This window comes from Loigolactobacillus jiayinensis (genome assembly GCF_003946445.1).
GTDB classification, from domain to species: Bacteria; Bacillota; Bacilli; order Lactobacillales; family Lactobacillaceae; genus Loigolactobacillus; species Loigolactobacillus jiayinensis.
Genome location: NZ_RHOF01000037.1, coordinates 1 through 24,349, shown reverse-complemented (window position 1 = coordinate 24,349; position 24,349 = coordinate 1). Strand labels below are relative to the sequence as shown.

Annotated in this window: 32 protein-coding genes, 1 riboswitch and 1 other annotated feature; of the genes, 7 read left to right on the top strand and 25 right to left on the bottom strand. The window is 43.7% G+C overall.

The genetic code is table 11. The features are described 5' to 3' along the window. Positions 1-20 precede the first annotated feature (20 nt). Positions 21-2,309, bottom strand: coding sequence for a 5-methyltetrahydropteroyltriglutamate--homocysteine S-methyltransferase (gene metE, locus EKM80_RS10055; protein WP_125552998.1), 2,289 nt, complete (start codon positions 2,307-2,309; stop codon positions 21-23). Between the two features lie 54 nt (positions 2,310-2,363). Beyond that, positions 2,364-2,612: a binding site (T-box leader), on the bottom strand. A 126-nt stretch (positions 2,613-2,738) separates the two neighbouring features. On the opposite strand from metE, the gene EKM80_RS10050 reads away from it, so the two are divergent. Beyond that, complete coding sequence (locus EKM80_RS10050; protein ID WP_125552997.1) at positions 2,739-3,341, top strand: cadmium resistance transporter; 603 nt, start codon at positions 2,739-2,741, stop codon at positions 3,339-3,341. Positions 3,342-3,398: 57 nt separating this feature from the next. Here the strand turns inward: EKM80_RS10050 and EKM80_RS10045 are convergent, their stop codons facing one another. Beyond that, a complete protein-coding gene (locus EKM80_RS10045; protein WP_125552996.1) occupies positions 3,399-3,593 on the bottom strand; it encodes an immunity protein in 195 nt (64 codons plus the stop codon). A 224-nt stretch (positions 3,594-3,817) separates the two neighbouring features. Continuing rightward, a riboswitch (SAM riboswitch) is annotated at positions 3,818-3,921 on the top strand. A gap of 87 nt (positions 3,922-4,008) precedes the next feature. On the opposite strand from EKM80_RS10045, the gene EKM80_RS14905 reads away from it, so the two are divergent. Beyond that, a complete protein-coding gene (locus EKM80_RS14905) occupies positions 4,009-4,158 on the top strand; it encodes a hypothetical protein (protein ID WP_164509546.1) in 150 nt (49 codons plus the stop codon). 126 nt (positions 4,159-4,284) lie between these two features. Here EKM80_RS14905 and EKM80_RS10040 read toward each other — a convergent pair whose 3' ends face one another. The 3 genes from EKM80_RS10040 to EKM80_RS10030 all read right to left on the bottom strand — a co-directional run bounded on the left by EKM80_RS10040 (position 4,285) and on the right by EKM80_RS10030 (position 6,194). Beyond that, positions 4,285-4,479, bottom strand: a complete 195-nt coding sequence (locus EKM80_RS10040; protein WP_125552995.1) for an LBP_cg2779 family protein — start codon at positions 4,477-4,479, stop codon at positions 4,285-4,287. 84 nt (positions 4,480-4,563) lie between these two features. Continuing rightward, positions 4,564-5,496 carry a ferrochelatase gene (hemH, locus tag EKM80_RS10035; RefSeq protein WP_125552994.1) on the bottom strand — a complete coding sequence of 311 codons (933 nt, stop codon included), beginning with the start codon at positions 5,494-5,496 and terminating at the stop codon, positions 4,564-4,566. 17 nt (positions 5,497-5,513) lie between these two features. After that, entirely contained in the window at positions 5,514-6,194 is a 681-nt protein-coding gene (locus EKM80_RS10030) for a class A sortase (protein ID WP_125552993.1), read from the bottom strand. Between the two features lie 199 nt (positions 6,195-6,393). Between EKM80_RS10030 and EKM80_RS10025 the strand changes: the two genes are divergently transcribed. Beyond that, on the top strand, positions 6,394-7,239 hold the full coding sequence (locus tag EKM80_RS10025) for a sulfite exporter TauE/SafE family protein (RefSeq protein ID WP_125552992.1): 846 nt from the start codon (positions 6,394-6,396) through the stop codon (positions 7,237-7,239). Beyond that, positions 7,239-7,619, top strand: a complete 381-nt coding sequence (locus EKM80_RS10020; protein ID WP_125552991.1) for a DUF1634 domain-containing protein — start codon at positions 7,239-7,241, stop codon at positions 7,617-7,619. The genes EKM80_RS10025 and EKM80_RS10020 overlap by 1 nt, the downstream gene beginning before the upstream one ends. Before the next feature lie 107 nt (positions 7,620-7,726). Here EKM80_RS10020 and EKM80_RS10015 read toward each other — a convergent pair whose 3' ends face one another. From EKM80_RS10015 to EKM80_RS10000, 4 genes are all read right to left on the bottom strand, one after another. Next, positions 7,727-8,578, bottom strand: a complete 852-nt coding sequence (locus tag EKM80_RS10015; protein ID WP_125552990.1) for an aldo/keto reductase — start codon at positions 8,576-8,578, stop codon at positions 7,727-7,729. Between the two features lie 51 nt (positions 8,579-8,629). Further along, positions 8,630-9,448 carry a Cof-type HAD-IIB family hydrolase gene (locus EKM80_RS10010; RefSeq protein ID WP_125552989.1) on the bottom strand — a complete coding sequence of 273 codons (819 nt, stop codon included), beginning with the start codon at positions 9,446-9,448 and terminating at the stop codon, positions 8,630-8,632. 254 nt (positions 9,449-9,702) lie between these two features. Continuing rightward, positions 9,703-10,068 (bottom strand): iron-sulfur cluster biosynthesis family protein, encoded by a 366-nt coding sequence (locus EKM80_RS10005; RefSeq protein WP_125552988.1) that lies wholly within the window; start codon positions 10,066-10,068, stop codon positions 9,703-9,705. 125 nt (positions 10,069-10,193) lie between these two features. Then, the gene (locus tag EKM80_RS10000; protein ID WP_125552987.1) at positions 10,194-10,724 is read right to left on the bottom strand and encodes a helix-turn-helix domain-containing protein; all 531 of its coding nucleotides are present in this window, start codon (positions 10,722-10,724) and stop codon (positions 10,194-10,196) included. A 131-nt stretch (positions 10,725-10,855) separates the two neighbouring features. On the opposite strand from EKM80_RS10000, the gene EKM80_RS09995 reads away from it, so the two are divergent. The 3 genes from EKM80_RS09995 to EKM80_RS09985 all read left to right on the top strand — a co-directional run bounded on the left by EKM80_RS09995 (position 10,856) and on the right by EKM80_RS09985 (position 12,765). Continuing rightward, positions 10,856-11,092 carry a hypothetical protein gene (locus tag EKM80_RS09995; RefSeq protein ID WP_125552986.1) on the top strand — a complete coding sequence of 79 codons (237 nt, stop codon included), beginning with the start codon at positions 10,856-10,858 and terminating at the stop codon, positions 11,090-11,092. Between the two features lie 326 nt (positions 11,093-11,418). Then, complete coding sequence (locus tag EKM80_RS09990; RefSeq protein WP_125552985.1) at positions 11,419-12,102, top strand: helix-turn-helix domain-containing protein; 684 nt, start codon at positions 11,419-11,421, stop codon at positions 12,100-12,102. 204 nt (positions 12,103-12,306) lie between these two features. Beyond that, positions 12,307-12,765, top strand: a complete 459-nt coding sequence (locus EKM80_RS09985; RefSeq protein WP_125552984.1) for a MarR family winged helix-turn-helix transcriptional regulator — start codon at positions 12,307-12,309, stop codon at positions 12,763-12,765. Between the two features lie 34 nt (positions 12,766-12,799). On the opposite strand, the gene EKM80_RS14900 is transcribed toward EKM80_RS09985, so the two are convergent. From EKM80_RS14900 to EKM80_RS09910, 16 genes are all read right to left on the bottom strand, one after another. Next, a complete protein-coding gene (locus EKM80_RS14900) occupies positions 12,800-12,970 on the bottom strand; it encodes a hypothetical protein (RefSeq protein WP_164509545.1) in 171 nt (56 codons plus the stop codon). A gap of 112 nt (positions 12,971-13,082) precedes the next feature. Next, the gene (locus EKM80_RS09980) at positions 13,083-13,292 is read right to left on the bottom strand and encodes a hypothetical protein (RefSeq protein WP_125552983.1); all 210 of its coding nucleotides are present in this window, start codon (positions 13,290-13,292) and stop codon (positions 13,083-13,085) included. 67 nt (positions 13,293-13,359) lie between these two features. Continuing rightward, positions 13,360-14,145 (bottom strand): carboxyltransferase subunit alpha, encoded by a 786-nt coding sequence (gene accA / locus EKM80_RS09975; protein WP_125552982.1) that lies wholly within the window; start codon positions 14,143-14,145, stop codon positions 13,360-13,362. After that, on the bottom strand, positions 14,123-14,986 hold the full coding sequence (accD, locus tag EKM80_RS09970; protein WP_125552981.1) for an acetyl-CoA carboxylase, carboxyltransferase subunit beta: 864 nt from the start codon (positions 14,984-14,986) through the stop codon (positions 14,123-14,125). Before accD ends, accA begins: the two co-directional genes overlap by 23 nt. Then, positions 14,973-16,367, bottom strand: coding sequence for an acetyl-CoA carboxylase biotin carboxylase subunit (locus tag EKM80_RS09965; RefSeq protein WP_125552980.1), 1,395 nt, complete (start codon positions 16,365-16,367; stop codon positions 14,973-14,975). The genes accD and EKM80_RS09965 overlap by 14 nt, the downstream gene beginning before the upstream one ends. Before the next feature lie 48 nt (positions 16,368-16,415). Then, on the bottom strand, positions 16,416-16,838 hold the full coding sequence (gene fabZ, locus EKM80_RS09960) for a 3-hydroxyacyl-ACP dehydratase FabZ (RefSeq protein ID WP_125552979.1): 423 nt from the start codon (positions 16,836-16,838) through the stop codon (positions 16,416-16,418). Between the two features lie 23 nt (positions 16,839-16,861). After that, positions 16,862-17,269: an acetyl-CoA carboxylase biotin carboxyl carrier protein gene (locus EKM80_RS09955; protein WP_125552978.1), complete on the bottom strand. Its 408-nt coding sequence runs from the start codon at positions 17,267-17,269 to the stop codon at positions 16,862-16,864. Between the two features lie 4 nt (positions 17,270-17,273). Further along, positions 17,274-18,500, bottom strand: coding sequence for a beta-ketoacyl-ACP synthase II (gene fabF / locus EKM80_RS09950; RefSeq protein WP_125552977.1), 1,227 nt, complete (start codon positions 18,498-18,500; stop codon positions 17,274-17,276). Between the two features lie 432 nt (positions 18,501-18,932). Continuing rightward, positions 18,933-19,661 (bottom strand): 3-oxoacyl-ACP reductase family protein, encoded by a 729-nt coding sequence (locus EKM80_RS09945; protein ID WP_125552976.1) that lies wholly within the window; start codon positions 19,659-19,661, stop codon positions 18,933-18,935. Next, the gene (locus EKM80_RS09940; RefSeq protein WP_125552975.1) at positions 19,645-20,589 is read right to left on the bottom strand and encodes an ACP S-malonyltransferase; all 945 of its coding nucleotides are present in this window, start codon (positions 20,587-20,589) and stop codon (positions 19,645-19,647) included. Before EKM80_RS09940 ends, EKM80_RS09945 begins: the two co-directional genes overlap by 17 nt. A gap of 17 nt (positions 20,590-20,606) precedes the next feature. Then, positions 20,607-21,563 carry an enoyl-[acyl-carrier-protein] reductase FabK gene (fabK, locus tag EKM80_RS09935; protein ID WP_125552974.1) on the bottom strand — a complete coding sequence of 319 codons (957 nt, stop codon included), beginning with the start codon at positions 21,561-21,563 and terminating at the stop codon, positions 20,607-20,609. A gap of 20 nt (positions 21,564-21,583) precedes the next feature. Further along, positions 21,584-21,820: an acyl carrier protein gene (gene acpP / locus EKM80_RS09930; protein WP_125552973.1), complete on the bottom strand. Its 237-nt coding sequence runs from the start codon at positions 21,818-21,820 to the stop codon at positions 21,584-21,586. Positions 21,821-21,836: 16 nt separating this feature from the next. Next, positions 21,837-22,805 (bottom strand): beta-ketoacyl-ACP synthase III, encoded by a 969-nt coding sequence (locus EKM80_RS09925; RefSeq protein ID WP_125552972.1) that lies wholly within the window; start codon positions 22,803-22,805, stop codon positions 21,837-21,839. Between the two features lie 78 nt (positions 22,806-22,883). Beyond that, positions 22,884-23,324 carry a MarR family winged helix-turn-helix transcriptional regulator gene (locus EKM80_RS09920; protein WP_125552971.1) on the bottom strand — a complete coding sequence of 147 codons (441 nt, stop codon included), beginning with the start codon at positions 23,322-23,324 and terminating at the stop codon, positions 22,884-22,886. Positions 23,325-23,386: 62 nt separating this feature from the next. Continuing rightward, a complete protein-coding gene (fabZ, locus tag EKM80_RS09915; protein WP_125552970.1) occupies positions 23,387-23,827 on the bottom strand; it encodes a 3-hydroxyacyl-ACP dehydratase FabZ in 441 nt (146 codons plus the stop codon). Positions 23,828-24,032: 205 nt separating this feature from the next. Beyond that, the coding region (locus tag EKM80_RS09910; RefSeq protein ID WP_164509544.1) for an IS3 family transposase at positions 24,033-24,349 on the bottom strand (317 nt) is incomplete at its 5' end.

The window sequence follows — 24,349 nt, the reverse complement described above, 5'->3', positions numbered from 1 at the left end:
ACTCAATTAACTTAATGACGTTATTCCGTTACACCTAATTTAGCCCGTACGTTATTTCGTGCTTGTACCATGTTCCGCAAAGCAGCAATTGTTTCTGGTTCTTTGCGAGTCTTTAAGCCACAATCAGGGTTGATCCAGAATTGATGAATATCGATAACCTGCAATGCACGATCAATATTTTGTTCGATTTCTTCAACCGAAGGTACCCGTGGGCTATGGATATCGTAAACGCCTAAACCAATTTGCTTGTCATATTTAGTTTGTTCGAAAGCTTTAATACTTTCCCCATGTGAGCGTGATGACTCAATGGAAATCACATCAGCATCTAATGCACTGATAGCTGGCAAAATATCTTCGAAATCAGAGTAGCACATATGCGTGTGAATCTGGGTTTCATCTTTGACACCAGTTGTCGTAATTTTGAATGCTTTAACGGCATTAGCTAAATAATCAGCACGATAACGTGGCTTCAGTGGCAAGCCTTCACGCAAAGCGGGTTCATCAACTTGAATGATCTTAATGCCAGCATCTTCCAATGCTTTAACTTCATGACGTAAAGCCAAACCGATTTGATCAGCGACTAGATTTTTAGCCAAATCATCGCGGACAAAGCTCCAGTTAATGATGGTTACCGCAGATGTCAGCATCCCTTTAACCAACTTGCTGGTTTGTTGCTGGGCAAAAACAGTATCGCGGACAGTAATTGGTTCAGTCCATTGCACATCACCAAAGACAACTGGCGGTTTAACCCCACGAGAACCATAACTTTGTACCCAACCATTTTGTGTTGTCGTGAACCCTTTTAGTTTTTGACCGAAGTATTCTACCATGTCAGTCCGTTCAAATTCACCATGAACTAACACATCAATGTCAAGATCTTCTTGAATTTTCAACCAGCGTTTGGCTTCTTGATCCAAAAAGGCTTGATAGTCAGCCGTGGATAAATCCCCTTTACGCCAAGCTTTACGGTGTGAACGTACTTCAGCAGATTGTGGAAAACTACCAATTGTTGTGGTTGGCAATAATGGTAAGTTCAGGACCTGCTGCGCCTTAACCCGTTCTGGATAAGCAGAATGCCGTTCAGTTGGTGCAGCCAGAATTTCTTTGACAGCCTGGGTAACCGCTGGATTATTCCGATGTTCCGAATGGTTCAGTTGATCTAACGCAGTCTTGCTAGCTGTTAATTCAGCAGTAACGACTTCACCATTTGCAGCCTTAGTCAAGGTCACGATTTCGGCTAGTTTCTGATCAGCAAACGCCAAACCATTTTTGATCACAGGGTCCAATTTGCTTTCGTTAGCCGTAGTAATTGGTACATGTAATAATGAATTAGACGGTTGTAACCATAATTGGGCACTAGCCACTTGCTCGCGTAATTGGCTGATCAGTTCCTGTTTAGCCGTTAAGTCACTACGCCAAATATTGCGACCATCAACAACACCTGCTGCTAAAACCTTAGTTTCTGGGAAGCCGTATTTTTGCAATGACTGCAAGTTTTCACCATGATCATGGACAAAATCAAGTCCGAAGCCTTCAGCAGGCAAATTAACAATGTCAGTATAATAATCTAATGAAGCAAAGTAAGTTTGCACCAGTACATTTACTTCTGGTGCAGCTTCATGCAAGACGTCCAACGCGTGGCGGTACAAGTCGAGTTCAGCCTTATCAGTTGTCACTAAAGTTGGTTCGTCCAACTGAACCCATTTAGCGCCAGCAGCACCTAATTCATGGAAAACTTGTACATATAATGGCAATAATTCATCTAATAATTGGGCTAAAAGTTCGCCACGAACATAGTCGTCATTCACTTTACTTAGTTTCAAGAAGCTGACTGGGCCTAAAATAACTGGCTTACCGTCAATACCTAATTCAGCTTTTGCTTCGTTGTAATAAGTTAGCCAACGATTATCGAGTAATTTAAACTGTACATGATCAAGTTCAGGCACGATGTAATGGTAATTCGTGTTGAACCACTTCGTCATTTCAGCAGCGACTGCATCCTTAGTGCCGCGCGCCACACTATAATAATCAGTTAAGCTTAATTTCTCGGTGAACTTGCCAAACCGTTGTGGTACAGCACCAAATGCAGCAGCAATATCTAATACATGATCGTAATTTGAATAGTCTGCCACTGGAATCAGATCAACACCAGCTGCTTGTTGCTTCTTAAGATTAGCTAAGCGTAATGCTTTAGTTTGTGCAGTGAATTCAGCTTCATCAATTTTGTGGCTCCATAAATGTTCGAGCAAAAATTTCCATTCCCGTTTTTCACCTAAGCGTGGGTATCCTTGATTACTACTTTTTACCATAATTTCTCATCCTCCTGTTAATTAGCGTACAAAAAAAGCGTCATCCTCTGTATAACAAAGGACGACGCTTCTGCGATCGCGGTACCACCTTATTTTTCCAGCGCTTCACAGCGTTGGACTCTACCAGTGCGTTGCAAAGCAACAGACTGTGGTGCTATATCGGGCACAACCGTTGCCAACTAACCATAGCTCGTTGGCAAACGCTCGAAGATCATCTTCATCGCCAATGCGCCATTCCCTTACACTTAGCAGGAACTCTCTGTGGGCTTTCTCAGCAATTACTCTTCTCGTCTTAACGTTCTCATTTATTTTTAATCAGTGGCCAAATAATACCACCAGAAAATTTACTTGTCAACAGCAAAAATTTTCCTTGTACGCTAGTCGAAAACAGTTGAACCCGTTATACTATAAGCAACTGGAGGATATTTTATGCTGAAAACTATTTTAACCGCTATCATTCTTTACGCTTCAACCGCATTAGACTTATTAGTAATTTTAATGCTATTATTTTCAAAATATTCTGGTCGCAATGCGCGGCGCAGTATTTATATTGGCCAATACATCGGCTCATTATTTTTGATCGGTATCAGCTTATTTTTTGCCTTCGTCTTACATTACGTTCCCGAAAAATGGATGCTAGGTTTCCTAGGCTTAATTCCAATTGCCTTTGCATTTAAATACTTATTTAGTGATGAAGATGAAGCGGCTGAGGTCAACGAAAAGCTTGATCAGCGTCGTGACAAAAGTCTGATCGCAACGGTAGCTTTAACCACCGTTGCCTCCTGTGGCGCTGACAATATCGGCTTGTTCGTCCCCTATTTTGTTTCGTTGACCTTGCTTTCACTAGCGGTAACGTTGTTGATCTTTATTATTTGTATTTACGTCTTAGTCACACTAGGCGAAAAATTTGCTCATATTAGTTTCGTCAAAGTATTTCTTGATCGTTATGGTAATTGGATCATGGCACTGATCTACATCGGTATCGGCTGTATGGTTATTTGGGAGAATGGCACAATTCAGCATTTTCTGTAAACTGAAAGTGAGGCGCTGACATAAGTAAAATCATGTCACTGCCTCACTTTTTTCATATTAGCCAATCAGAAAATAAATACCACTAATCAAAAAGAATACCCCAAAAAGAAAACCATACCAGATACCCAAGCTGGCAAAAGCAGAAGTCGCTTCATTGCCTTTTTTCTGAACAGTTCTAAAAGCATTATAAAAAGCATAAAACTGCCACAACGCAAGCAACAAAAAGACGATTCCGATTAAACCTTCAATCATAGCTTACCCCTCCTTAACATCCTATACCTGCATACCCAATTAACTAACGATCAATGCCCTCACCAATGATTATAGCACCGTGTCTATAGCCATGTGATTTTATTATAACTTTATCATTATGAATCCAAATTAATAGGGCTACTTTTAAACAATTACTAATCATTCAAGGATAGCGCTTGCATAAATTAGCGTAACTTGTTACACTAACAGTGAAATTAAGAACGTCTTTATCCAGAGTGCTTGAGGGATCTGGCCCGTTGACAGCACAGCAACCTACGACAAAAAGCAAGGTGCTAATTCCAGCAGCAATTAGCTGAGTAGATAAGGAGCACAACGTACGCATTCTAGCGCTTCTTTCAGCCAAGGCTAAAGGGGCGTTTTTATTTTCAACCATTATTTGATTGGAGGAATCATTATGCGTTTAAATGAAGAGAATTTTCGGCGGCAAATTGTTGGCCGGACGGACAAAAAAATTACTAACGATGTCGTCGCTCACCTGATTCAACAGGCACTTAAGGCAGCACTCGTCGCTCATGACCAGACTAAAAAAATCGGCGATAAATAAAAACACAGGCGTAACACTGAAAATTATCAGCGTTGCGCCTGTATTTATTTTATACACGAACTATTTATTTACCTAATTTTACAGAAACAAATTGGGTAGTAAAATCATTAGTTAGCTAAAGACTGCCTATTTTCCTTGAATATATTCCTGTATGCGTTTAACGTCATCGGCCGGTGGTGTCATCTCCATCGCTTTAATAGCGTGAATATGTTCTACCGAAACGTGGCTACTAAACGCCAACTCATTATCAGTTTGGTCGTGCCGCTTTTGATACTGAATAATTTGTTCTGCCAACGCACTCAACTCTTTTGATTCACTCATGTCAATGCACCATCCTTCACCAATTTAATCGCCGTTACTACTTTTAAGTGTACCACAACCCATTGAAAATGGTTACGCTTGCTACTACGCCAATGTTGCTAGTAATTGAGTATAAGTCTGACTACCGTTAAATGGGTGTAAATAGGTAAAGTCAGTCCCTCCGCTAGTGATAAAATAGTCACAATTCTCATGGTTGATCTCCTGCAGCGTTTCTAAGCAATCGGCCACAAAGCCAGGCGTGATAATAATCACTTTTTTGCTACCTTGCTGTGGCAGCTGGTGCATTATTTGCGCGGTTGCCGGGTTCAGCCACTGACCAGGACCAAATTTCGACTGATAAGATTGCGTATACGGTACATCCCCCACCAACGTCATCACTTGTTGCGTGGTCGCCGTACATTGTTGTGGATAAGGATCGCCGTTATCCGCGTATTTTTGTGGAATACCGTGATAGGAAAAAACTAGGTGCGCATCTGGTTGTTTAATTAGCGCGCGCTTAATTTGATTAGCTAAAGCTTTAATATAGCGCGGTTCTTGGTAGAATGAGCTGATAAAATGCAGTTGTGGCAATGCAGAATGTTGCATGAAATACGCGGCGACCTGGTCAAATACGGAACCAACTGTTGTCGTCGAATATTGCGGATACTGCGGAATCACTGTCAAATCAGTGACTCCCAGCTGCTGCATTTCTTGTAACGCCGTATCAACCGTTGGTGCGCTATAACACATAGCGTACCGCACTACCTGCTGTGGCAATAAACGCTGCAATTGCCGGGTTTGTTGCTGCGTATACAGTAGCAATGGTGAGCCTTGCTTCGTCCAAATTTTTCGGTATAAAGCGGCTGAACGTGATGGTCGTATCGGTAGGATCATGCCATGCAAAATTGGCCACCAAACTGGTCGCGGCACATCGATCACCCGCCGATCCATCAAAAAACGACTGAGATAGGAACGTACCGCTGGTGCAGTTGGTGTTGTTGGTGTGCCTAAATTGACCAATAAAACCCCTTTTTTCACATTTTCGCCTACTCCCATTATTTACTAAATAGCGCTAAATTAGTCTTGGTGGCCGTTGTTGTATTTACCAGCTTGCCTTGAATTGCTAGTCGATTGACACCACCGTCAGCACAAGTGATCAGTGTAATCAGCTTTTTACCCGGTACATCATCGATCAACTCAGTTGCATAAGGATTGACCACTTTTTTCAAAGTCACCTTATATTGATAAACTTTTGACAAGTTAGTAATGTAAACTGCCGCACCCATTTGAATATTATCTAATGGGGAAAATAAATTGGTTCCGTTATTCAACATATAATGCCCGGCCAACGCATAATTACCATGACCCATTTTCTGGTCGACCTTCATCGTCGCGCCACCAGTAGCCAGCGCATCATTGGATAATCCTTTGACAATTGGTAAACGCATATCAATACTAGAAATCGCCAACTTGCCAATCGTTAACACACCATTTTGATTGACCGCTGCGTGGGCAACTTCGTTAACGCCTAAAGATTTTACTTTATCAAAATCAAAAGTTGTTTTTTTCTTTGAATTTGCTGCAACCTTTTGCTTAGTTAATTGTTCAATGTGATTTTGCGCCATATTTCCAATAACCCAATTCTTGATTGGTTCATTGAAGACTAACACCAACCCCACAACTAATAAGATTCCAATCACAATATTGATCAACCATTTGCGCACCCGCTTCGACATTTATATTCACGCCTTTCATCTATTCTCTTAAGTGTACCAAAAAAGTAACGATAGCGTTATCAAATTTTAGACTCATTTTAGCATTTAATGCAAAAAAATTCTATTACTCTGATTACTGATTAAAGCAACGCATCAGCAACTGAATATGGTAAACTAGGCAGTGTCGATTCACGAATCAATGACTAAAAGAGGTGCAATTATGCTACAAACTGTATTGATTATTTTCGGTATTGGTATCCTTGCCGGTGTTTTAGGCGCAATTTTGGGTATTGGTGGCGGTATCATCATTACGCCAATTCTGACGCTTGCATTTGGCTTAGATATTAAATACGCGATTGGTGCTAGTGTGATCTCAGTAATTGCAACTAGTTCTGGGGCTACTATCGCTTATATTAAAGATGACTTACTAAATCTGCGTGTCGCCATGTTTTTAGAAATCGCCACTACTGTTGGCGCAATCGTGGGCGCAGTGCTAGTTGGTATCGTACAGCCAAACTTTCTTTACGTGCTATTCGGCGGTTTGCTGCTATTTTCGTCATGGAACATGTACCGCAAGTTACGTGCTGGTAGCGAGGTCTTACATCGGCCCCAACCTGATCCAGTCGCTGAGAAGTTACGACTAAACAGCAGCTATTACGATAAGAATACCCAGCAGCAAGTCGATTACCAAGTTGAACACATTCCTGGTGGGCTTGGCGTCATGTTCGGTGCTGGTTTAGCTAGCGGCATGCTAGGCATCGGTAGTGGTCCTTTTAAAGTAATGGCTATGGATACCGTTATGAAAATGCCACTAAAACCGTCCAGCGCAACCAGCAATTTAATGATGGGTGTCACCGCTGCCGCCAGTGCCACGGTTTACTTTTTTAACGGCGCAATTTTACCGCAAATTGCAGCACCGTTAGCTGTAGGTGTCCTAATTGGTGCGACACTGGGCACACGGGTCATGCAAATTTTGCCGGCCCGCTGGATTCGGATTATTTTTGTGCCATTATTGCTCTACATCGGTGGCCAAATGATTCTTAAAGGATTCGGGGTGAGCTTCTAATGCAATCTGATGAGCAAAAAACTAATACAGAAATGGCGCAAGTTGAAAAAATCATCGGCTTGATTTTACAAATCGGCGTCTTGATCTCAGCAATTATCATCGGTGTCGGCCTTTTATTACTACTATTCACTGGTCAAAGTGGCTACCCGGGACAAACCTTTCCGACACACTTTGGTGCCATTCTTAGTGGTATTGTCCAATTCAAACCGTTTGCGATTATGATGCTCGGCCTCTTCTGTTTAATTTTGACGCCTGTGTTGCGAGTTGTCGTTTCGATTTATGCCTTTGCAAAAGAACACGATCGCCTTTATGTTGTGATCACTAGCATTGTACTCGTCATTTTAGTGTTCGCAATGGTACTTGGTTATCTGGATATTTAAAAAATGAAGCTACGATGTAAGTAAACTTATATCGCGGCTTCATTTTTTTATTGGCGAACATTAAACCGTGCGCCATAAAACAGAGGCTTATGGCACACGCCAATTTTTTACTTTTCTTGCGTCTTCTTCAGCCATTCTGTATCGTCAGGATTACGGCTTAAGCGCTTATTTTGATCTAATTTAGCGATGGCTTGCATTTCTTCCTCGGTGAGCGAGAAATCGAAAATATTAGCATTTTCAGCAAGCCGTTGTTCATGAATCGACTTAGGAATAATAATGACGCCGCGGTCAATATGCCAACGCAAAACAACTTGCGCCGCTGTTTTGCCATATTTTGCAGCAATTTTAGTCAGCACTGGGTTGACTAAGATATCACTTTTGCCTTGGCCTAATGGTCCCCAAGCTTCATGCGCGATCTTGTGGGTCGTTAAATAACGGTGCAATTCTTTTTGCTGAAAAATCGGATGCGTTTCAATTTGATTAACCACTGGTACCACGTCAGAGTGCGCCATTAAGTCATCTAAATGGTGTGGTTCAAAGTTAGAAACGCCGATTGCACGAATTTTACCTTCATGATACAAATCAACCATTGCCCGCCATGATTCCAAATAACCGTCTGCTGGCCAATGAATCAAGTACAGGTCCAAATAGTCTAACCCTAAACGCTTTAAACTGGCAGCGAAGGCAGCTTTAGTTTCTTCATAACCGCGATCAGCGTTCCATAGTTTGGAGGTCACAAATAGCTCAGCACGCGGAATAGCACTTTCCTTAATTGCTTCACCAACCCATTGTTCATTACCGTAAATCATGGCCGTATCGATCAAGCGGTAGCCATCAGCTAACGCCCATTTAATCGAATTCTTAATATCGGCAGCGTTATCAACTTTGAAAACACCTAAGCCAAATTGTGGCATTTTAACGCCGTTGTTCAACGTCACTTGTGGAATTTTTTGTCCCATTTTAGTGTAGCTCCCTTCTATTATCAGTTCATTTCCAGCTTAACTAATTATCTAGCGTAGCGCAAACTTTTCAATCGCCTCGGCCACTGCACTATGCGCATGATCAGCAGCGGTCACATAATTTGCGGCGGCCTTAACTTCAGCGGTACCATTTTGTACACTAACACCTAACCCAGCGGCATTGATCATCGCCAGATCGTTACTGTTGTCACCGAGTGCAATGATCTCATCTGGCTTAATACCTAATTTTTCCGCCAACTGTAGTGTGGCTTTACCTTTATCCGCTGCTACGTGGTTAAATTCAACGTACCGGCCTGATGAAAAAGTTGTTGCTAGCGGTGTCTTAACTTGTTGCGGAATACTTGCGCCTAGTGCCTGGCGCCGCGCTGGATCATCGTCTTGTAAAATGATTTTCATCAACGGTTGGTCGCGCAAAAAATCTAAATTATCGTCTGTTAACAGCGTATACTCAACGCCCCGCTGAGCTAAATAATTGCGCTCGGCTGCACTCGGCTGCCAAACATACAAATTTTCCAGTGCATAGATATGGCCGCTAACTTGCTCAGAACGCGCGATATCATAAATCTGCTTGATCGTTGCAAAATCTAACGGGTTCGTTGCCAGCACTTGATTCCCAGCATTTTCAACGATTGCACCACCATTATAGGCGATCACGTACTGGTCGGCTTGTTGCAGCAGGCCTAGTTGCTTTAAGTCATCCTGAATCGATAAGAAGCTGCGCCCTGTGTTAGGGACAAAATGCCCACCTTGCGCGACAAATTCCTTGATTGCTCGCTCGTTAGTTGGTGAGATCCGTGCGTCACGATCCAATAAAGTTTCATCTAAGTCACATACAATTAATTTATACATTTAACCGTCTACCTCCAAAAATTAAGCCGCTTTCATAAAATCAATCATAGCATAGATTTTGTTGCAGTATGAATTCAAATATCATTAGCTCACAAATTCTTGTGTAACTGATTCGTTGCAATATAATCTTAAAATTAAAAAACGACCCCTAACTGTGGTAGTCCCCTTGTGTCAACCGATGAACTAGTATCGTTCATCCGGCAACTTGATAGGGCCGAGTACAGTCGGGTAGTCGTTTTTTGACTAGCGTTAAATTAGATGTTCATTTCTTTAGTAATATCAACGATGTTCACATTGGAATCCATCTGTTCGCTTTCACTAAACAAACCTAATGTATTCAAACGTGGATTAACGTCTAAACGCATATCGGTATCTAAATATTGAGTCGAATAAGGCTTGATATGCAATTTACCAACTGTGCTATCAAGCTCACCAGAATAGTCTTCACTAATATCTTCATCAGCATCAATAACTAATAGCCGATAACTTAGATTCAACGCGCATGAACCAACTTTAGAAAATTTACCCACACCATCATCAAGATCGAGAATAATTTGCTTGTCCGCCGTCAAATACTTAGCTAGCTTTTGCTTTGCTGCATCTGTAACTGTTAAGAACATTTAGTTTCCTCCATTCTTTCACTGTAGCCGGTTAGCCACGGTTTAACCAGCAGCATCAATCAGCTACTTATTTAAGTCGACAATTATATTGTACGCAACCTAGTTAGTGTTGACAACTATTTTGCTTAACGTGCTTGCAGTTGATACATCCGGGTCAACCGCCGTTGTAGTAACTCAGCCTGCAATAATGGAATAGCGCTGGCAATGATCTGTGGGCGCTCAGCTTGTTCCAAGATCAAATCCGCTACATCTGCCTGAATCGGTGCCGGCTTGACCCACAGATAATCCGATGCACTTAATTGGAGTCGCTTTAAATTATCCTCGGCGTGTGTTAATTCAACACGGTCGATCGCCAAATTTTCATCTTTCCAAGTTGGTGGTAATTCAACCTTAGCCAGTGACTGTTGCCCAGTTGCACTGTCGATCCAACCTAATTTCAAATCCAATCCAGCCGCCATTTTTGATAACGTCTTTAACGTCAGTAAATATTCCAAATTTTCGACCCGCGCAATCATTGCCGGAGTCATATTCGTTTTTTCTACCAAATCGTCACGTGAAATACCACGTCGTTCACGTAACGTCACTAGTTGCGCCGCAAGTTCTAAAATATTCTCTTGCCGTCTGCTCAAACCTTCAATGCCTGAAACTTCTGCCATCGAAAAAACCTCACAATTATTGAATTTCAGCTTAAGCGCTTACCTCATTGTAACAGAAAGAGTAGTTCCTATGGAATTTTTTCGATAATCCTGTTACGCTATGAATAAACATCAAGAAGAGGTGCTTCTCTATGATCTTAGCACTATTATGCACGATTGGCTTTATTATCATCGGTATTCTAACTACGGTTAAATTAAATAGCTTAGCTAGCTTAGTTGTCAACGTGATTGCTTATTTCGCCTATTATTGCGCACTTGAGATCGATGGCTTAGTTACTGTTGGTAAGGCCGTTGCAGTTTTCTTTGGCTTTAGTTTTGTTGTGATCATGACGCTGATCAGTTTTCATCGGCAACAGCAAAAAAATTAAGCGCGCTGATTATAAAATTGTACAAAACTGCCTGACAGTAGCCGATTAGTGCGGTATAATGAATCAAGCGCCGTTTCAAGCGCGCTTAACTTAGCGCATGATTACTATCATATTGCTGTTCAACTTTGTGGTAAAAGCGTTATACAAGAAGCCTGACAGTCACCGTAAACTATGATTTAAGTGAGCTGAACCTGATCATTACTTAGTAAACCACTCAGATTCAGCCCAGTACTTTTTCAAACATATTCACACTGAATTAACTTTAATTAAATTCGGTGCTATTTTTACGCTAAAACTTAGTAATTAACTAAAAAGGATGATTTTTCATGAAAAACGTTTCGGGGCAAGAATATCAAACGCCTAGACAAGCAGCTGATGAATTAGATATTAGCCCGCAGACTTTGCGTGCTTATTCTGGATTAGTTGAGAAGACAACCGGTCACACTGATTACTTCCACCGTGATCAAAATAATGGCCGCCTTTATTCTACACAAAATATTAAGGATTTGGCGCAAGTCAATCAAATCAAAAAAGAACACAGTAAAACGTTAAAAGACGCAATCAGCGAAGTTTTCGAACAACAGATCATTAACTCGGATGACGCTGCTGAAACTAGCGCGGCTAGCTTACCAGCAACTTCAGCAACTAGTGCGGCCCCTCAAGTTGCTGGCGAAGATAGTCTAGCACCAATTCTATACACACTGAAGCAATTAACTGACCAAAATGCGCAAGTTGTAACTCAGATCCATCAATTAAAAGAGCAACTGGATCAAACTAACAACAATTACGAGCATTTACTAAAGGCAATTGAAGTTCATAATACTGCAGCCAGTAATCAGGCAGTCGCTGCTACTAGTAGCGCTGCGATCGCACCAAGCGCTGCCTCCGCTACAAGCACGGCCAGTCAAGCAAATAAGTCATCTTCGGCATCTAGTTTGTCGATGGCTAGTTCTTCTGCAATTACTGCACCCAAGAAGAGTTTTTGGGCCCGCCTGTTTAGCCACGATTAGTTTCCATACCCATGATCAGCTGATCATGGGTATTTTTATAATTAAAACCTGAGTTCAGTCTCTGTAAACCCAAATTAATTAAGCAAAGGTACTGACTAATGCAATAAAATTGTGTAAAATGTAATAGAGAATGATTTACACGTATTTTATAGCAGTTTAAGTTACAAACTCGCTTTGTGACCGGTAATTTAGGGGGACATATTTATGACAAAGCCGATTCGATTAGAAGAGCAACTCTGCTTTTCACTTTACACAGCGCAGAAACAATACAACAAATATTATGCAACTGCATTGGCACCCTTCCATCTGACTTATCCGCAGTACATTGCCTTATTGGCTTTATGGGAACACAATACCTTGACCGTCAATGATCTTGGCCGCTACCTTAACTTAGATAGTGGGACACTGACCCCATTGTTGAAACGATTGGAAAAAGATGACTGGGTTGAACGCCGCCGCGATAAAGTCGATGAACGACGTGTGTTGATCTATTTAACACAAAAGGCATTAACGAAGCGCGATGAAATCTATACGCGGGTCAATAGTTGCTTAACACACCTTGATTTCACACCTGACCAATACAATTCCTTGAAAAAAGAAGTCGATTTGATCACAGACCATTTAAATCAGTTTACACAAAATACCGATACGCTAAAAATCTAGAAAAAAAGTGAAAGCCAGAGCGGCTTTCACTTTTTTATTTTGGTTTCTTTTTATAATTAACGATCAATTTAGCAAATTTATCTTGTAAGCGACGAAAATCGTGGCTTGATTGTTGTTCTTGCCGGATTAAATCTTTAAAATCATGTGATCCTGTCGCAGATATTTTGCGGTTTTTAGCACGATTTTTGAAGTTGATTTTCCGCATGTTCTCGCCTCCAACTACGATCTAACCACTAATCGCGCACCCTTTTGCTGGACGTTTTCTATTATAGGTTGCTGTTGGACGAGAATCAATACGCAAAATCAACTACTTGTACTTATATTAATTGACCAAAGTATTCAACTGCTTCAGTTTTACCTGGTAGTACTTGCTGATCGTAAATTTTGACTTCAGCATCAGTCACTGAACGTTTCAATAATTCAGTAAACTGTTGTGCCATTAATTGCTTCGCGTAGTCTGCAGCCGTAAGCTTTAACTGTGTATAGTCTTGCGGTGTCACCACGACGGACGATTGATAAACTGCCATTTTTTTGCCTCCATTCTGTTAACAGCTCTATTATACCAAAGAAAGCGGTTTGCTTGGTATGAAGTTTTCAGAAGTGGCGAAAGCGTTGCTGGCGTTGTTGTAACAAAGCATCCGGCGTTAATTGTTGTAGCACACTAATTTCGCGTTGCAATTTTTTTCGGACCGTTTTTACTAAGCGTTGCGGTGCTGTTTCTGGAATAATAGCTTCGATAATGCCTTGCGCCAATAGCTTATCTGGTGTTAATTGCATTAATTCAGCCGCCTCACTTGCCCGAGCACTATCTTTCCATAAAATAGTTGCAAAGCCTTCTGGTGATAGAATGGCGTAAATACTATTTTCTAGCATCCAAACTTGATCCGCGCTGGCCAAAGCCAAAGCGCCACCACTGCCACCTTCACCAGTAATAAGCGTAATCATTGGCACTGGTAATTGGCTTGCCGTCATGATCGTCGTGGCGATTGCTGTGCCTTGACCATGCTCTTCAGCTGCCTTACCAGGGTAAGCACCAGGCGTATCGACTAAATTAATGATTGGGCGCTTAAATTTAGCCGCTTGTTGCATCAGTCGTAGTGCTTTACGATAACCAGCAGGCTCAGGGCTACCAAAATGGGTTGCAATTTTTTCATCTAATTGTTGCCCTTTAACTGTGGTGATCACGGTTACTGGCTGCTCACCTAGTTTGGCCAGACCGCCACAAATTGCTGGATCATCGCCTAGCGCACGATCACCATGTAATTCGATAAAGTCAGTGAAAATTAATTGGGCGAGGGCAAATGGCGTTACTTTATTCACAGAACGGGCGGCTAAAACGACTTGCTCAGCACTTTTTTTACCTAGCTTGATGCGCGCCACCTCCTACTTCATGTAATTGTAGCAAACGTTGCAACGTAGTTTTCATTTGCGCACGAGGCACAATACGATCAATAAAACCGGCTTGTTGTACTTGTTCAGCGCGCTGAAAATCAGCTGGTAATTGAGCATTAATTGTTTGCTCGATCACGCGCCGCCCCGCAAAGCCGACCAGCGCATGTGGTTCGGCTAAAATAATATCACCTTGCATCGCAAAACTAGCTGTTACCCCACCAGTTGTTGGATCCGTTAAAACGGTAATATACAATAACCCCGCGGCACTATGCGCTGCGACCGCCTGACTGACCTTGGTCATTTGCATCAAAGAATGAATACCTTCTTGCATCCGCGCACCACCAGATGCGGTGAACAAAACAACCGCCAAGCGCGCTTGAGTAGCGCGCTCGAATAAGCGCGTAATTTTCTCGCCAGTGACTGTGCCCATACTACCCATCATAAAATGCGCATCCATAATACCTAAGGCGCACGCTTGCTGACCTAATCGGGCATAACCAGTTAAGACGCTATCGTTTAATTGTGTGCTCTTTTGTGCTTGCGCTAATTTAGTCGCATAACCTGGAAATTTTAACGGATCGGTTGACGCTAAAGTTGCATCCCATTCCTGAAAAGTTGCCGTTAATTGCTGTAACCGGGCCCGTGCTGTTAGCCGAAAGCCATACTGACAATGCGGACAAACGTTAAATGTCGTCAGTTCCTTGGTGTAACACGTTTTTTGGCAAATAGGACATTGCTGCCATAAATCAGCTGGTACCTGATCACGGCGACGCTGTAATTCACCTTGTGCAGGCAACTTAATGTACTGGCGTCGTTTAAATAGCCGCATGGCGCTCATCTCCTAATTTTTGTTGGGCTAACCATTGCGGTAAAAAGCGCTGACTAAGTGCGTTGGTCGTTAACGTGCCGGCCAAATACTCCGGATCGGTTAGTAACGCTTGCTCAAATTGTTGGGTGGTCGTTACGCCACGAATAACAAGTTCTTGCAATAAGCGCGCCATTTTTTTAATTGCTTGTTCGCGCGTTGGACTAAATGTGATCAATTTGGCAATCATTGAGTCATAAAAAGGTGGCAACACACTACCAGCATAAACGCCGCTATCAATGCGCGTTCCCAGCCCACCTAATGGCCAGTACAAATAGTCAATTGTTCCCGCCGACGGCATAAAATCGTGTAACGGGTCCTCAGCATTTAATCGGCATTCAATGGCATGGCCGCGAATCTGAATATCAGCCTGCCTAAATGATAGCGCCACACCTGCAGCCACTAAAATCTGCTCGCGGATCAAGTCGATACCCGTCACCATTTCCGTTACCGGATGCTCAACCTGAATCCGCGTATTCATTTCCATAAAATAAAAATGTTGCTGCTGATCCATGAGAAATTCTAAGGTGCCAGTATTCAAATAATCCATCGCTATCGTCGCTTGGCGGGCTAATTGCTGTAATTGCTGGCGCTTGGCCGCCGCTAGTAAAATACAAGGACTCTCTTCTAGCACTTTTTGATGGTGCCGTTGCGCCGAGCAATCACGCTCTGGAAATGCGACCGTTTGGCCAGTGTGATCACGAAAAACTTGCACTTCAATATGTTTAGCATTGGTCAATACTTTTTCAATGTACATTTGCCGATCACCAAAGGTCAATTCTGCCTCTTCTTGCGCCGCTACAAACTGTGGTGCTAAGTCAGTTGCACGGTCAACGCGGCGAATTCCTTTACCACCACCACCGGCCGCTGCTTTTAGTAACAATGGATAGCCAATCGTTGTGGCAACGGCTTGGGCTTGAGCCAATGTTTCAATAAAGCCGTCGCTACCAGGAATCACCGGCACCGCAGCTTGGCGCATAAACTCACGTGCATTCGCTTTATTGCCCATTAATTCAATGGTGGCAGCACGCGGTCCAATAAAGGTGATTTGACAGGCCGCGCATAATTCCGCAAAGCTCGCATTTTCCGCTAAAAAACCAAAGCCAGGATGAATGGCGTCAGCACCGGTTAAGATAGCCGCGTTCAAAATATTCTGCCGATTTAGATAAGAAGATTGTACCGCCGCGCCACCAACGCACACCGCCTCATCAGCCAGCTGTACATGTAGACTTTCTGCATCAGCCTCTGAATAGATTGCCACACTAGCAATCGCCAACTCACGTAAAGTTTGAATGATTCGGACTGCAATTTCGCCGCGATTAGCAACTAAGACTTTTTGAAACATTTATTTCACCTACTTTTAATTTTTCTACCGCTACTATTTATTGAAACGCTACTCGATCGCAAAAATCAGCTCAGCCGTACAGACAACATTGCCGTCAACTGTGATTGTGCCTTTACCACTACCTGCGTGATCGCGTAACTTAGTTAGCGTTAGTTCCAAGCGCAAAATGTCGCCGGGCCGCACCATTTGCCGAAATTTAGCCTTAGTGATGCCACCAAAGTAAGCCGTTTTACCCTTAAATTGCGGTAAGCTTAAAATTGTGATGGCACCAGCTTGGGCTAAGGCTTCAATCTGTAACACACCTGGCATCACTGGATTACCTGGAAAATGACCTTGAAAAAATGGTTCGTTGATGGTGACATTTTTTTGAGCGACCACACTTTCACCGGGCACTAAAGTCAAAACTTTATCAACTAATAACATGGGGTAACGATGGGGGATAATCGCTTGGATCTCAGTTACATTTAACATTGCTAAACTCCTCTTCGTTCAAATTAGTCGGCTGTATCTGGTGTAATTTCAAACAGTGCTTGATGGTAGTCGACCATCGCTTCATTATCGACTAAAATTGCTGCCACCGTGCCACTAAGCTCACTTTTAACTTCGTTCATCATTTTCATGGCTTCAATCACACAAACAACTTCGCCAACGGCCACATGATCGCCCACTTTTTTGTAGACTGGTTGGTCTGGGGCTGCGGCAAGGTAGACCACGCCCACTAATGGCGCTTGAATCGTTGGTAATACCGGTGCTGCTTTAGGCGTTGTGATTACTGGCGCTGCATTAACAGCAGGCGTTTGCTTGCTGAAGTGTAATTCAAAATCAGCATTTTTCAACGCGAATTCATTCAGTTGGCTTTGATCAAACTGTTGCATTAACTGCTGAATGTCATCCTTATTCACTTACTCACGCCCACTTTCTCAACGCCAACACCGCATTGTGCCCACCAAAGCCAAATGAATTACTCAGCGCATTGGCTACTGGCTGATTTTGATTAGCTGCAGTCACTAGCTGCACCGGACAAGCTGGATCTTGCGTTGCGACACCAACATTAAGTGGTAATTGCTGCTGCCGCAATGCTGCTAAAGTGATCACGGCTTCAATCGCACCGCCAGCACCTAATAAATGGCCAGTCATGCTTTTAGTGCTACTCACTAAAACAGGCGTTTTAAATATTTGGTTGATTGCAGCGGCTTCAGCATTATCGTTGGCTTGTGTACTAGTTCCATGCGCATTCACGTAGCCAAAATCACCAGTGGTTAAGCCTGTTTCATCAATAGCTAATTGCATGGCGCGGGCGGCTTGCGCACCGGTTGGATCAGGGGCAGTCATGTGGTAAGCATCACAGGTACTGCCGTAACCAGTAACTTCGCCATAAATCGTCGCCCCACGTTGTTGCGCGTGGTCAAAACTTTCCAGGATCAGCATTCCAGCACCTTCCCCCATCACAAAACCGTCACGGTCAACATCAAAAGGAATTGATGCACGTTGTGGATCAGTAGCCGTCGATAAAGCAGACAACGCCGCAAAACCAGCAATACCGATTTGGTTGATCGGTGCTTCAGCGCCACCAGCAATCATCATATCGGCACGGCCACTTTGAATTTCACGGAACGCATCACCAATTGCGTTAGTTCCCGATGAACAAGCTGTTACCACCGCGGTACAAATATTACGGGCGTTAAACTGTAACGCCACATTACCCGCCGCCATGTTAACGATTGACTCTGGCACAAACAACGGCGAAACACGTTGCGGCCCCTTAGCGTTCATTTTTGTAACTTGCGCTTCAATCGTGGTCAATCCACCAATACCCGAGCCAACGATGACGCCTAAACGTTCTGGTGCCACGACCTCCGCCGTTAATCCAGCTTGTTCGGCAGCTTCTAATGCGCTATACAACGCATATTGAGAAAACAGATCCAAACGTTTACTCAAGCGCTTATCCAATCGCGTTGTTACTGCAAAATTCTTCAATTCGCCGGCCAAATTGATGCCAGTATCGGTAGCGTCAAATTTAGTGATTGGTGCAAAACCGACGTGACCAGCATTGATCTGGGTCATCGTGGTCGTGACATCGTTTCCTAACGGCGTCACCGCACCCATGCCAGTTACCACTACTCGTTGCGTCATATAAAACCCTCCTACTCAAAATCTTAGGGATTAATTTCTGTTACCAGAAATCTCTATTTTCCCTACGGATGTCCTTCCTCCTATGCCGAAGTGCGGCAAGACGGACAGGCTCCTACTCAAAATTCTAAGGATTAATTTCTGTTACCAGAAATCTTCATTTTCCCTACGGATGTCCTTCCTCCTATGCCGAAGTGCGGCAAGACGGACAGGCTCCTACTCAAAATCTTAAAGGATCAATTTCTGTTACCAGAAATCTCTATTTTCCCTACGGATGTCCTTCCTCCTATGCCGAAGTGCGGCAAGACGGACAGGCTCCTACTCAAAATCTTAGGGATTAATTTCTGTTACCAGAAATCTCTATTTTCCCTACGGATGTCCTTCCTCCTATGCCAAAGTGCGGCAAGACGGACAGGCTCCTACTCAAAATTCGGCTTAACACATGGTCATGCCACCATCGATTGCCAGTGTCTGACCGGTTAAATACTCATTTTCGGCTAAAAAAATAGCTGCTTGGGCGACTTCTTTTGGTTGACCAAAACGCCGCAGCGGAATTTCCGTAATCACCTGTGTTTTGACTTTTTCACTGAGCACTTGCGTCATTGCAGTATCGATCATCCCCGGCGCCAGCACATTGCAGCGTACTTGTCGCAGTGCTGCTTCACGTGCTACTGATTTAGTTAACCCGATAATACCTGCCTTACTCGCTGCGTAATTAGCCTGACCGATATTCCCAGTCAACGCCACCACACTGGCCAGATTGATAATGCAGCCAGCACGTTGCTTGAACATTGGCCGCAAACTCTGCTTGATCAAATTGAATGTTCCCACCAAATTAGTCTGCAATGTTTGCTCAAAATCAGCCGTTGACATACGTATCATTAATTTATCAGCAGTGACACCGGCATTATTAACCAGCACATCTAATTGACCAAAATGAGCCAACACCGAATCAATCATTGCCGCAGCGTCCTTGGTAACATCACCAACGACCCCAATGCAATCAACGCCATATGCTTTAATGCGCACTATTTGTTGCATCGCGATTGGACGCCGACTATTCAGGACAATATTGGCCCCTTTTTCGGCAAATGCTAATGCCATGGCGGCGCCGATTCCGCGTGAACTGCCAGTGATCAGTACCGTTTTACCTTGTAATTCCATGTGCCACCTCCAGTTCAATGACTGTATTAGTCAAACTTTCTGGATCAGCCACTTGATAAACCTGTGCATGCGGTGCCGTTTGTTTAACTAACCGTGCCAAGACTGGTGCTGGACCAAATTCAACAAACGTATCAACACCCTGCTGCACTAGCGCCTTAATGCAAGCCGCAAAATGGGTTGGTTGCACCATTTGTTGTGCTAAGGTAGTGGCTAAAGTCGCCGCCGTAAAAGGTGTACAAGTTGTGTTGCTCCAGACGGGAAGTTCTCCGGCACTGAAACAACACTGAGCTAAGTAAGGCGTGAACGCCGTAGCGGCTGATTGCATTAATGGTGTGTGGAATGCACCGCTAACCGGCAACGGTAGAATTCGTTTCACTCCCTGTGCCCGTAAATAAGCAACAGCGGCGGCAATACCAGCAGTTGTGCCACCAAGCACTACTTGTTGCGGTGAATTATAGTTAGCCACCATCACAGCGCCTTGCTGCTGACCTGCCACACACGCTGCTTCAATTTGTGCGGCACTCGCTTTTAGCACCACGACCATTTCACCAGCTTGTTGCTGACACGCTTGCGCCATCAGGTGTCCGCGGGCTTTAACTAGCATCAGTCCATCGTTCAGCGTTAATTGGCCACCTGCCAGCAACGCACCATATTCGCCTAAACTTAAGCCTAGCAACGCGTTAGCTGGTGGTAGTTGTGCCTGACTTGCTTGATATAAAGCCCAGTTTAAGGCCACTAACGCCGGTTGCGCGTATTCAGTTGTTTGCAAGCGCGAATCAGCCGTAAAACAAAGTTGCGGTAAATCAAGCTCTAAGATCTGACTGGCTTGGTCAAATGCCTGCTTAAATTGTAAATTATGTTGATAAAATTCAGCACCCATTCCGGCGCGTTCGGCACCTTGGCCACTAAATAAATATGCGACTTGCATTGCGCAGCCCTCCTATTCTATAAATAGTTACCCGTGACGCCATGTTGTAAGCATGCTTGCGCCTGAGCAATTGTTTCCTGTAAAATAGTGGCACAATCCGTTTCAGTTTTGATCAAGCCAGCAATTTGACCCGCCATATACGAACCCGTGACATCATCACCAGTTTCAACAGCACGGCGCAAACTACCATTAGCAATCTCTTCGACTGCCGCAAAGTCATTGTCGTCATGGACGGCAGCACTTTTTTCTGCAATCACAAATTGCCGACTCATTTTATTTTTCAATACCCGTGCTGGGTGGCCAATATAAGCGCCAGTCACCAATGTATCAATATCTTTAGCCTTCAAGACCGCCGCTTTGTATTTTTCATGGATGTGACATTCTTTAGCAGCTAAGAAGCGTGTCCCCATTTGTACACCAGCAGCGCCTAGCATTAAGGCCGCTGCAACACCGCGACCGTCACCAATCCCACCAGCCGCGATCACAGGAATATTAACGGCATCAACAACTTGCGGAATCAAGGCCATCGTTGTCATACTGCCAACGTGACCGCCTGACTCCATTCCTTCAGCAATCACGGCATCGACACCAACGCGTTCCATGATTCGCGCCAGTCCAACTGAAGGCACCACCGGGATCACTTTGATACCAGCTGCTTTGAACGCTGGAATATATTTGGCGGGATTGCCAGCGCCAGTGGTCACCACCGCAACTTGCGCCTGTAATACGACTTGAACAACTTCTTCCACGTGTGGCGACAATAACATCACGTTGACGCCAAATGGTTTATCAGTCAATGCCTTTGCAGCGGCGATTTCCTTAGCGACGATTGCGGCTGGGGCATGTCCGCTACCAATAATGCCAAGGCCCCCAGCATTAGCGACAGCCGCTGCCAGTTCACCATTAGCGACCCACGCCATACCGCCTTGAAAAATGGGGTACTTCAGCCCCAACGATTGCATAAAAGGACTCATTAGCCCCACCTTCTTTCTATTTATGCCAACTGCTGGGCTACGAAATCAACTAAGTCACTAACTGTAGCAATTTCTTCATCAGTTTCAATCTTGACGTCAAATTCATCTTCGATTTCGTTGATGATCTCAAAAACATCTAGACTATCCGCATTTAAATTACTTTTAAAGTTAGTCGTCAAAGTCACCTCGTCAGCGCCTTTGTCCAGTTGTTCCATAATGATTGCCTGTACTTTGTTAAAAATTTCTGATTTATTCATGTGTGTTGCCTCCATTTTAATAAATTATAATTTGTGTGCCTACGGTTAAGCCGCCGCCAAAGCCGCTTAGTACCAGGATATCGCCGCGTTTAATGCGACCACTTTTGACACATTCATCAAGTAATAAGGGAATGCTGGCGGCTGAAGTATTACCATAGGCCGCCATGTTCTGCGGAAATTTACTCAGCGGCTGTTGCAAACGCTTGGCCACTTGAGCAATGATTCGCGTGTTCGCTTGGTGCAAAATAAAATGATCTACTTGCCTACTCGTTAAGTTAGCCAGTTGTAAGGCCCGTTGAATTGAAGCAGGAACGCCGCGGGTCGCAAAGGTATAAATTGCTCGTCCATCCATCTGAAAATACGGCTTAATTTGGTTAATGCAATTAACCATTTGGCGAGCGCCACCCCGATAGCCGGCAGTTAACTGCCCCCCGCGTTCACCATAGGTTGCTAAGTCGCTGGCCAATAAGTGTGCTGTGTTGCTATTTTCTAATAAAACGCCAGCTGCCGCATCACCGAACAAAACGGCCGTCGTACGATCTTGCCAATTCAATAATCGGGAAAGCAGCTCGCCGCCGATCAATAAGCCACGCACTGGCTGATCCGTTTGAAAATAATGTTGTACGACGCTCAAGCCATAAACAAAGCCAGAGCAAGCGGCATTGATATCATACGCAAACGCATTGGTCGCACCAATTGCGCCTTGAACCACTGCTGCCGTTGCTGGGGTAAAACAATCAGGCGACATGGTACAAACAACAATGAAGTCCAGTGCGGTTGCCGGCAGCTTAGCTTGCTGCAATAATTGCTGTGCTACTTGTATACACAGACTAGCCGTCGTTTCATCTGTAGCAATATGGCGTTGTTGGATCCCCGTTCGGCTCCGGATCCATTCGTCCGACGTATCCATCAGTTGGCTGAGCTCCTGATTGGTCATAATTTTTTGCGGTACAGCATGTGCGGTTTGCGTTATTTGCACACCCACATCACCACCACCTTTACTTAATTCAGACTGATTTATTTACTGCCTTTTATATTGCTTGAATATTAGCTAGCGCCTAGCTTAAGCATGTTCATCCAAAAAATGTTGCAAATTATCTAAGGCTTTTTCCACCAGCGTTACCTCTTGTGGATCGAGGCCAGTAAGGAAGCTTTGCACCATTTGCCGATGAAATGATTGGTGGAGCCGGTACATCAGCCGCCCACGACGCGTTAACCCTAAGTGAATAATTCGGTGATCATCGTCACTGCGTAGGCGTTCAACATAATCTTTACGCACCAAATTATTGATCGATACGCTTAATGTTCCTGGCGTCACCTTTAAAGCTTGCGCCACTTCTGATGACGTTTTCCGATGATACATCCCAATTGCATTGATCGTATGAATTTCCTTGATCGATAAATCCTTAAACTGACTTTTTTTGATCTCGATTTCTTCGAGATGCACAATATCGTTATAAACCGCGACAAGTTTGTCGTTGATTCGTTGCCCTTGTGGTGTCATTTTATTTTCTTCCTCACTAATTACTTTGATAATCAAAATATTAGCGGTACTGCGCTCAAATGTCAACCAGCCGTTGCTTGCACCACAAAATGCAATTCAGCGGTACAAACTAACTCGTCTGCCACTAATGCACGCGTAGCGACCACGCCCATATTAGCCTTCACCTTAACTAGCTCCACCTCTAGGCGTAAAGCAGCTCCCGGTAGGACGCGCTTGTGAAAAGTAGCTTGACGAATACTGCCAATATAAGCTGTTTTATGGGCAAACTGTGGTGATTTTAAAATCAAAATTGATGCTGCTTGAGCCAAAGTTTCAATGATCAAAGTACCTGGCATTTCGGGCTGACCTGGAAAATAACCTTGCAAGAAATCCTCGTTAATGGTCACGTTCTTAACCGCGGTAATACGCTGATCCGGCACTAGTTCAGTGACCTGATCAATATAGCAGATTGGAAAACGATTAGGAATCAAGCGCTGGATCTCTGCTGCTTGTAGTTCATGCACATGTATCACCTCGCATCAAAATATTCAAACTCAATTAGTTTGATGTTCAAAGTTTATTCTAGCCGTTTAAAAATGTCAAATATTTTTTCTAATTTTTTTGACTAAGTTTTGGTTAATTCCCAGTACACCAGATTTATTTGCGCAAAAAAAGCTTAACCGCGTTCATCGGTTAAGCTGAAGTGAACCCCAAATATTGGACGAAACTTTAAGCGACTTTCTGGGTGGTAAGAACACGGTATTTAACCGGGCTCTTACCACCCAGTTTTGTTTTGATTCGTGTGACATTATAATATTGGATCCAGTTCGATACGGCTAAGGTTAATTCTGCCAAGGTGTCGAACTGTTTTTGGTCATAGACTTCTGCTTTCATGATGTGAAAGAAACTTTCCATCGCTGCGTTATCCAGACAAGTTGCTTTGCGTGACATACTTTGGAAAATACGCTGTTGCTTTAAAATGCGGACCCAACGTGGATTCTGATACTGAAAGCCTTGATCAGAATGAATTGTTGTCCGATAGTTGA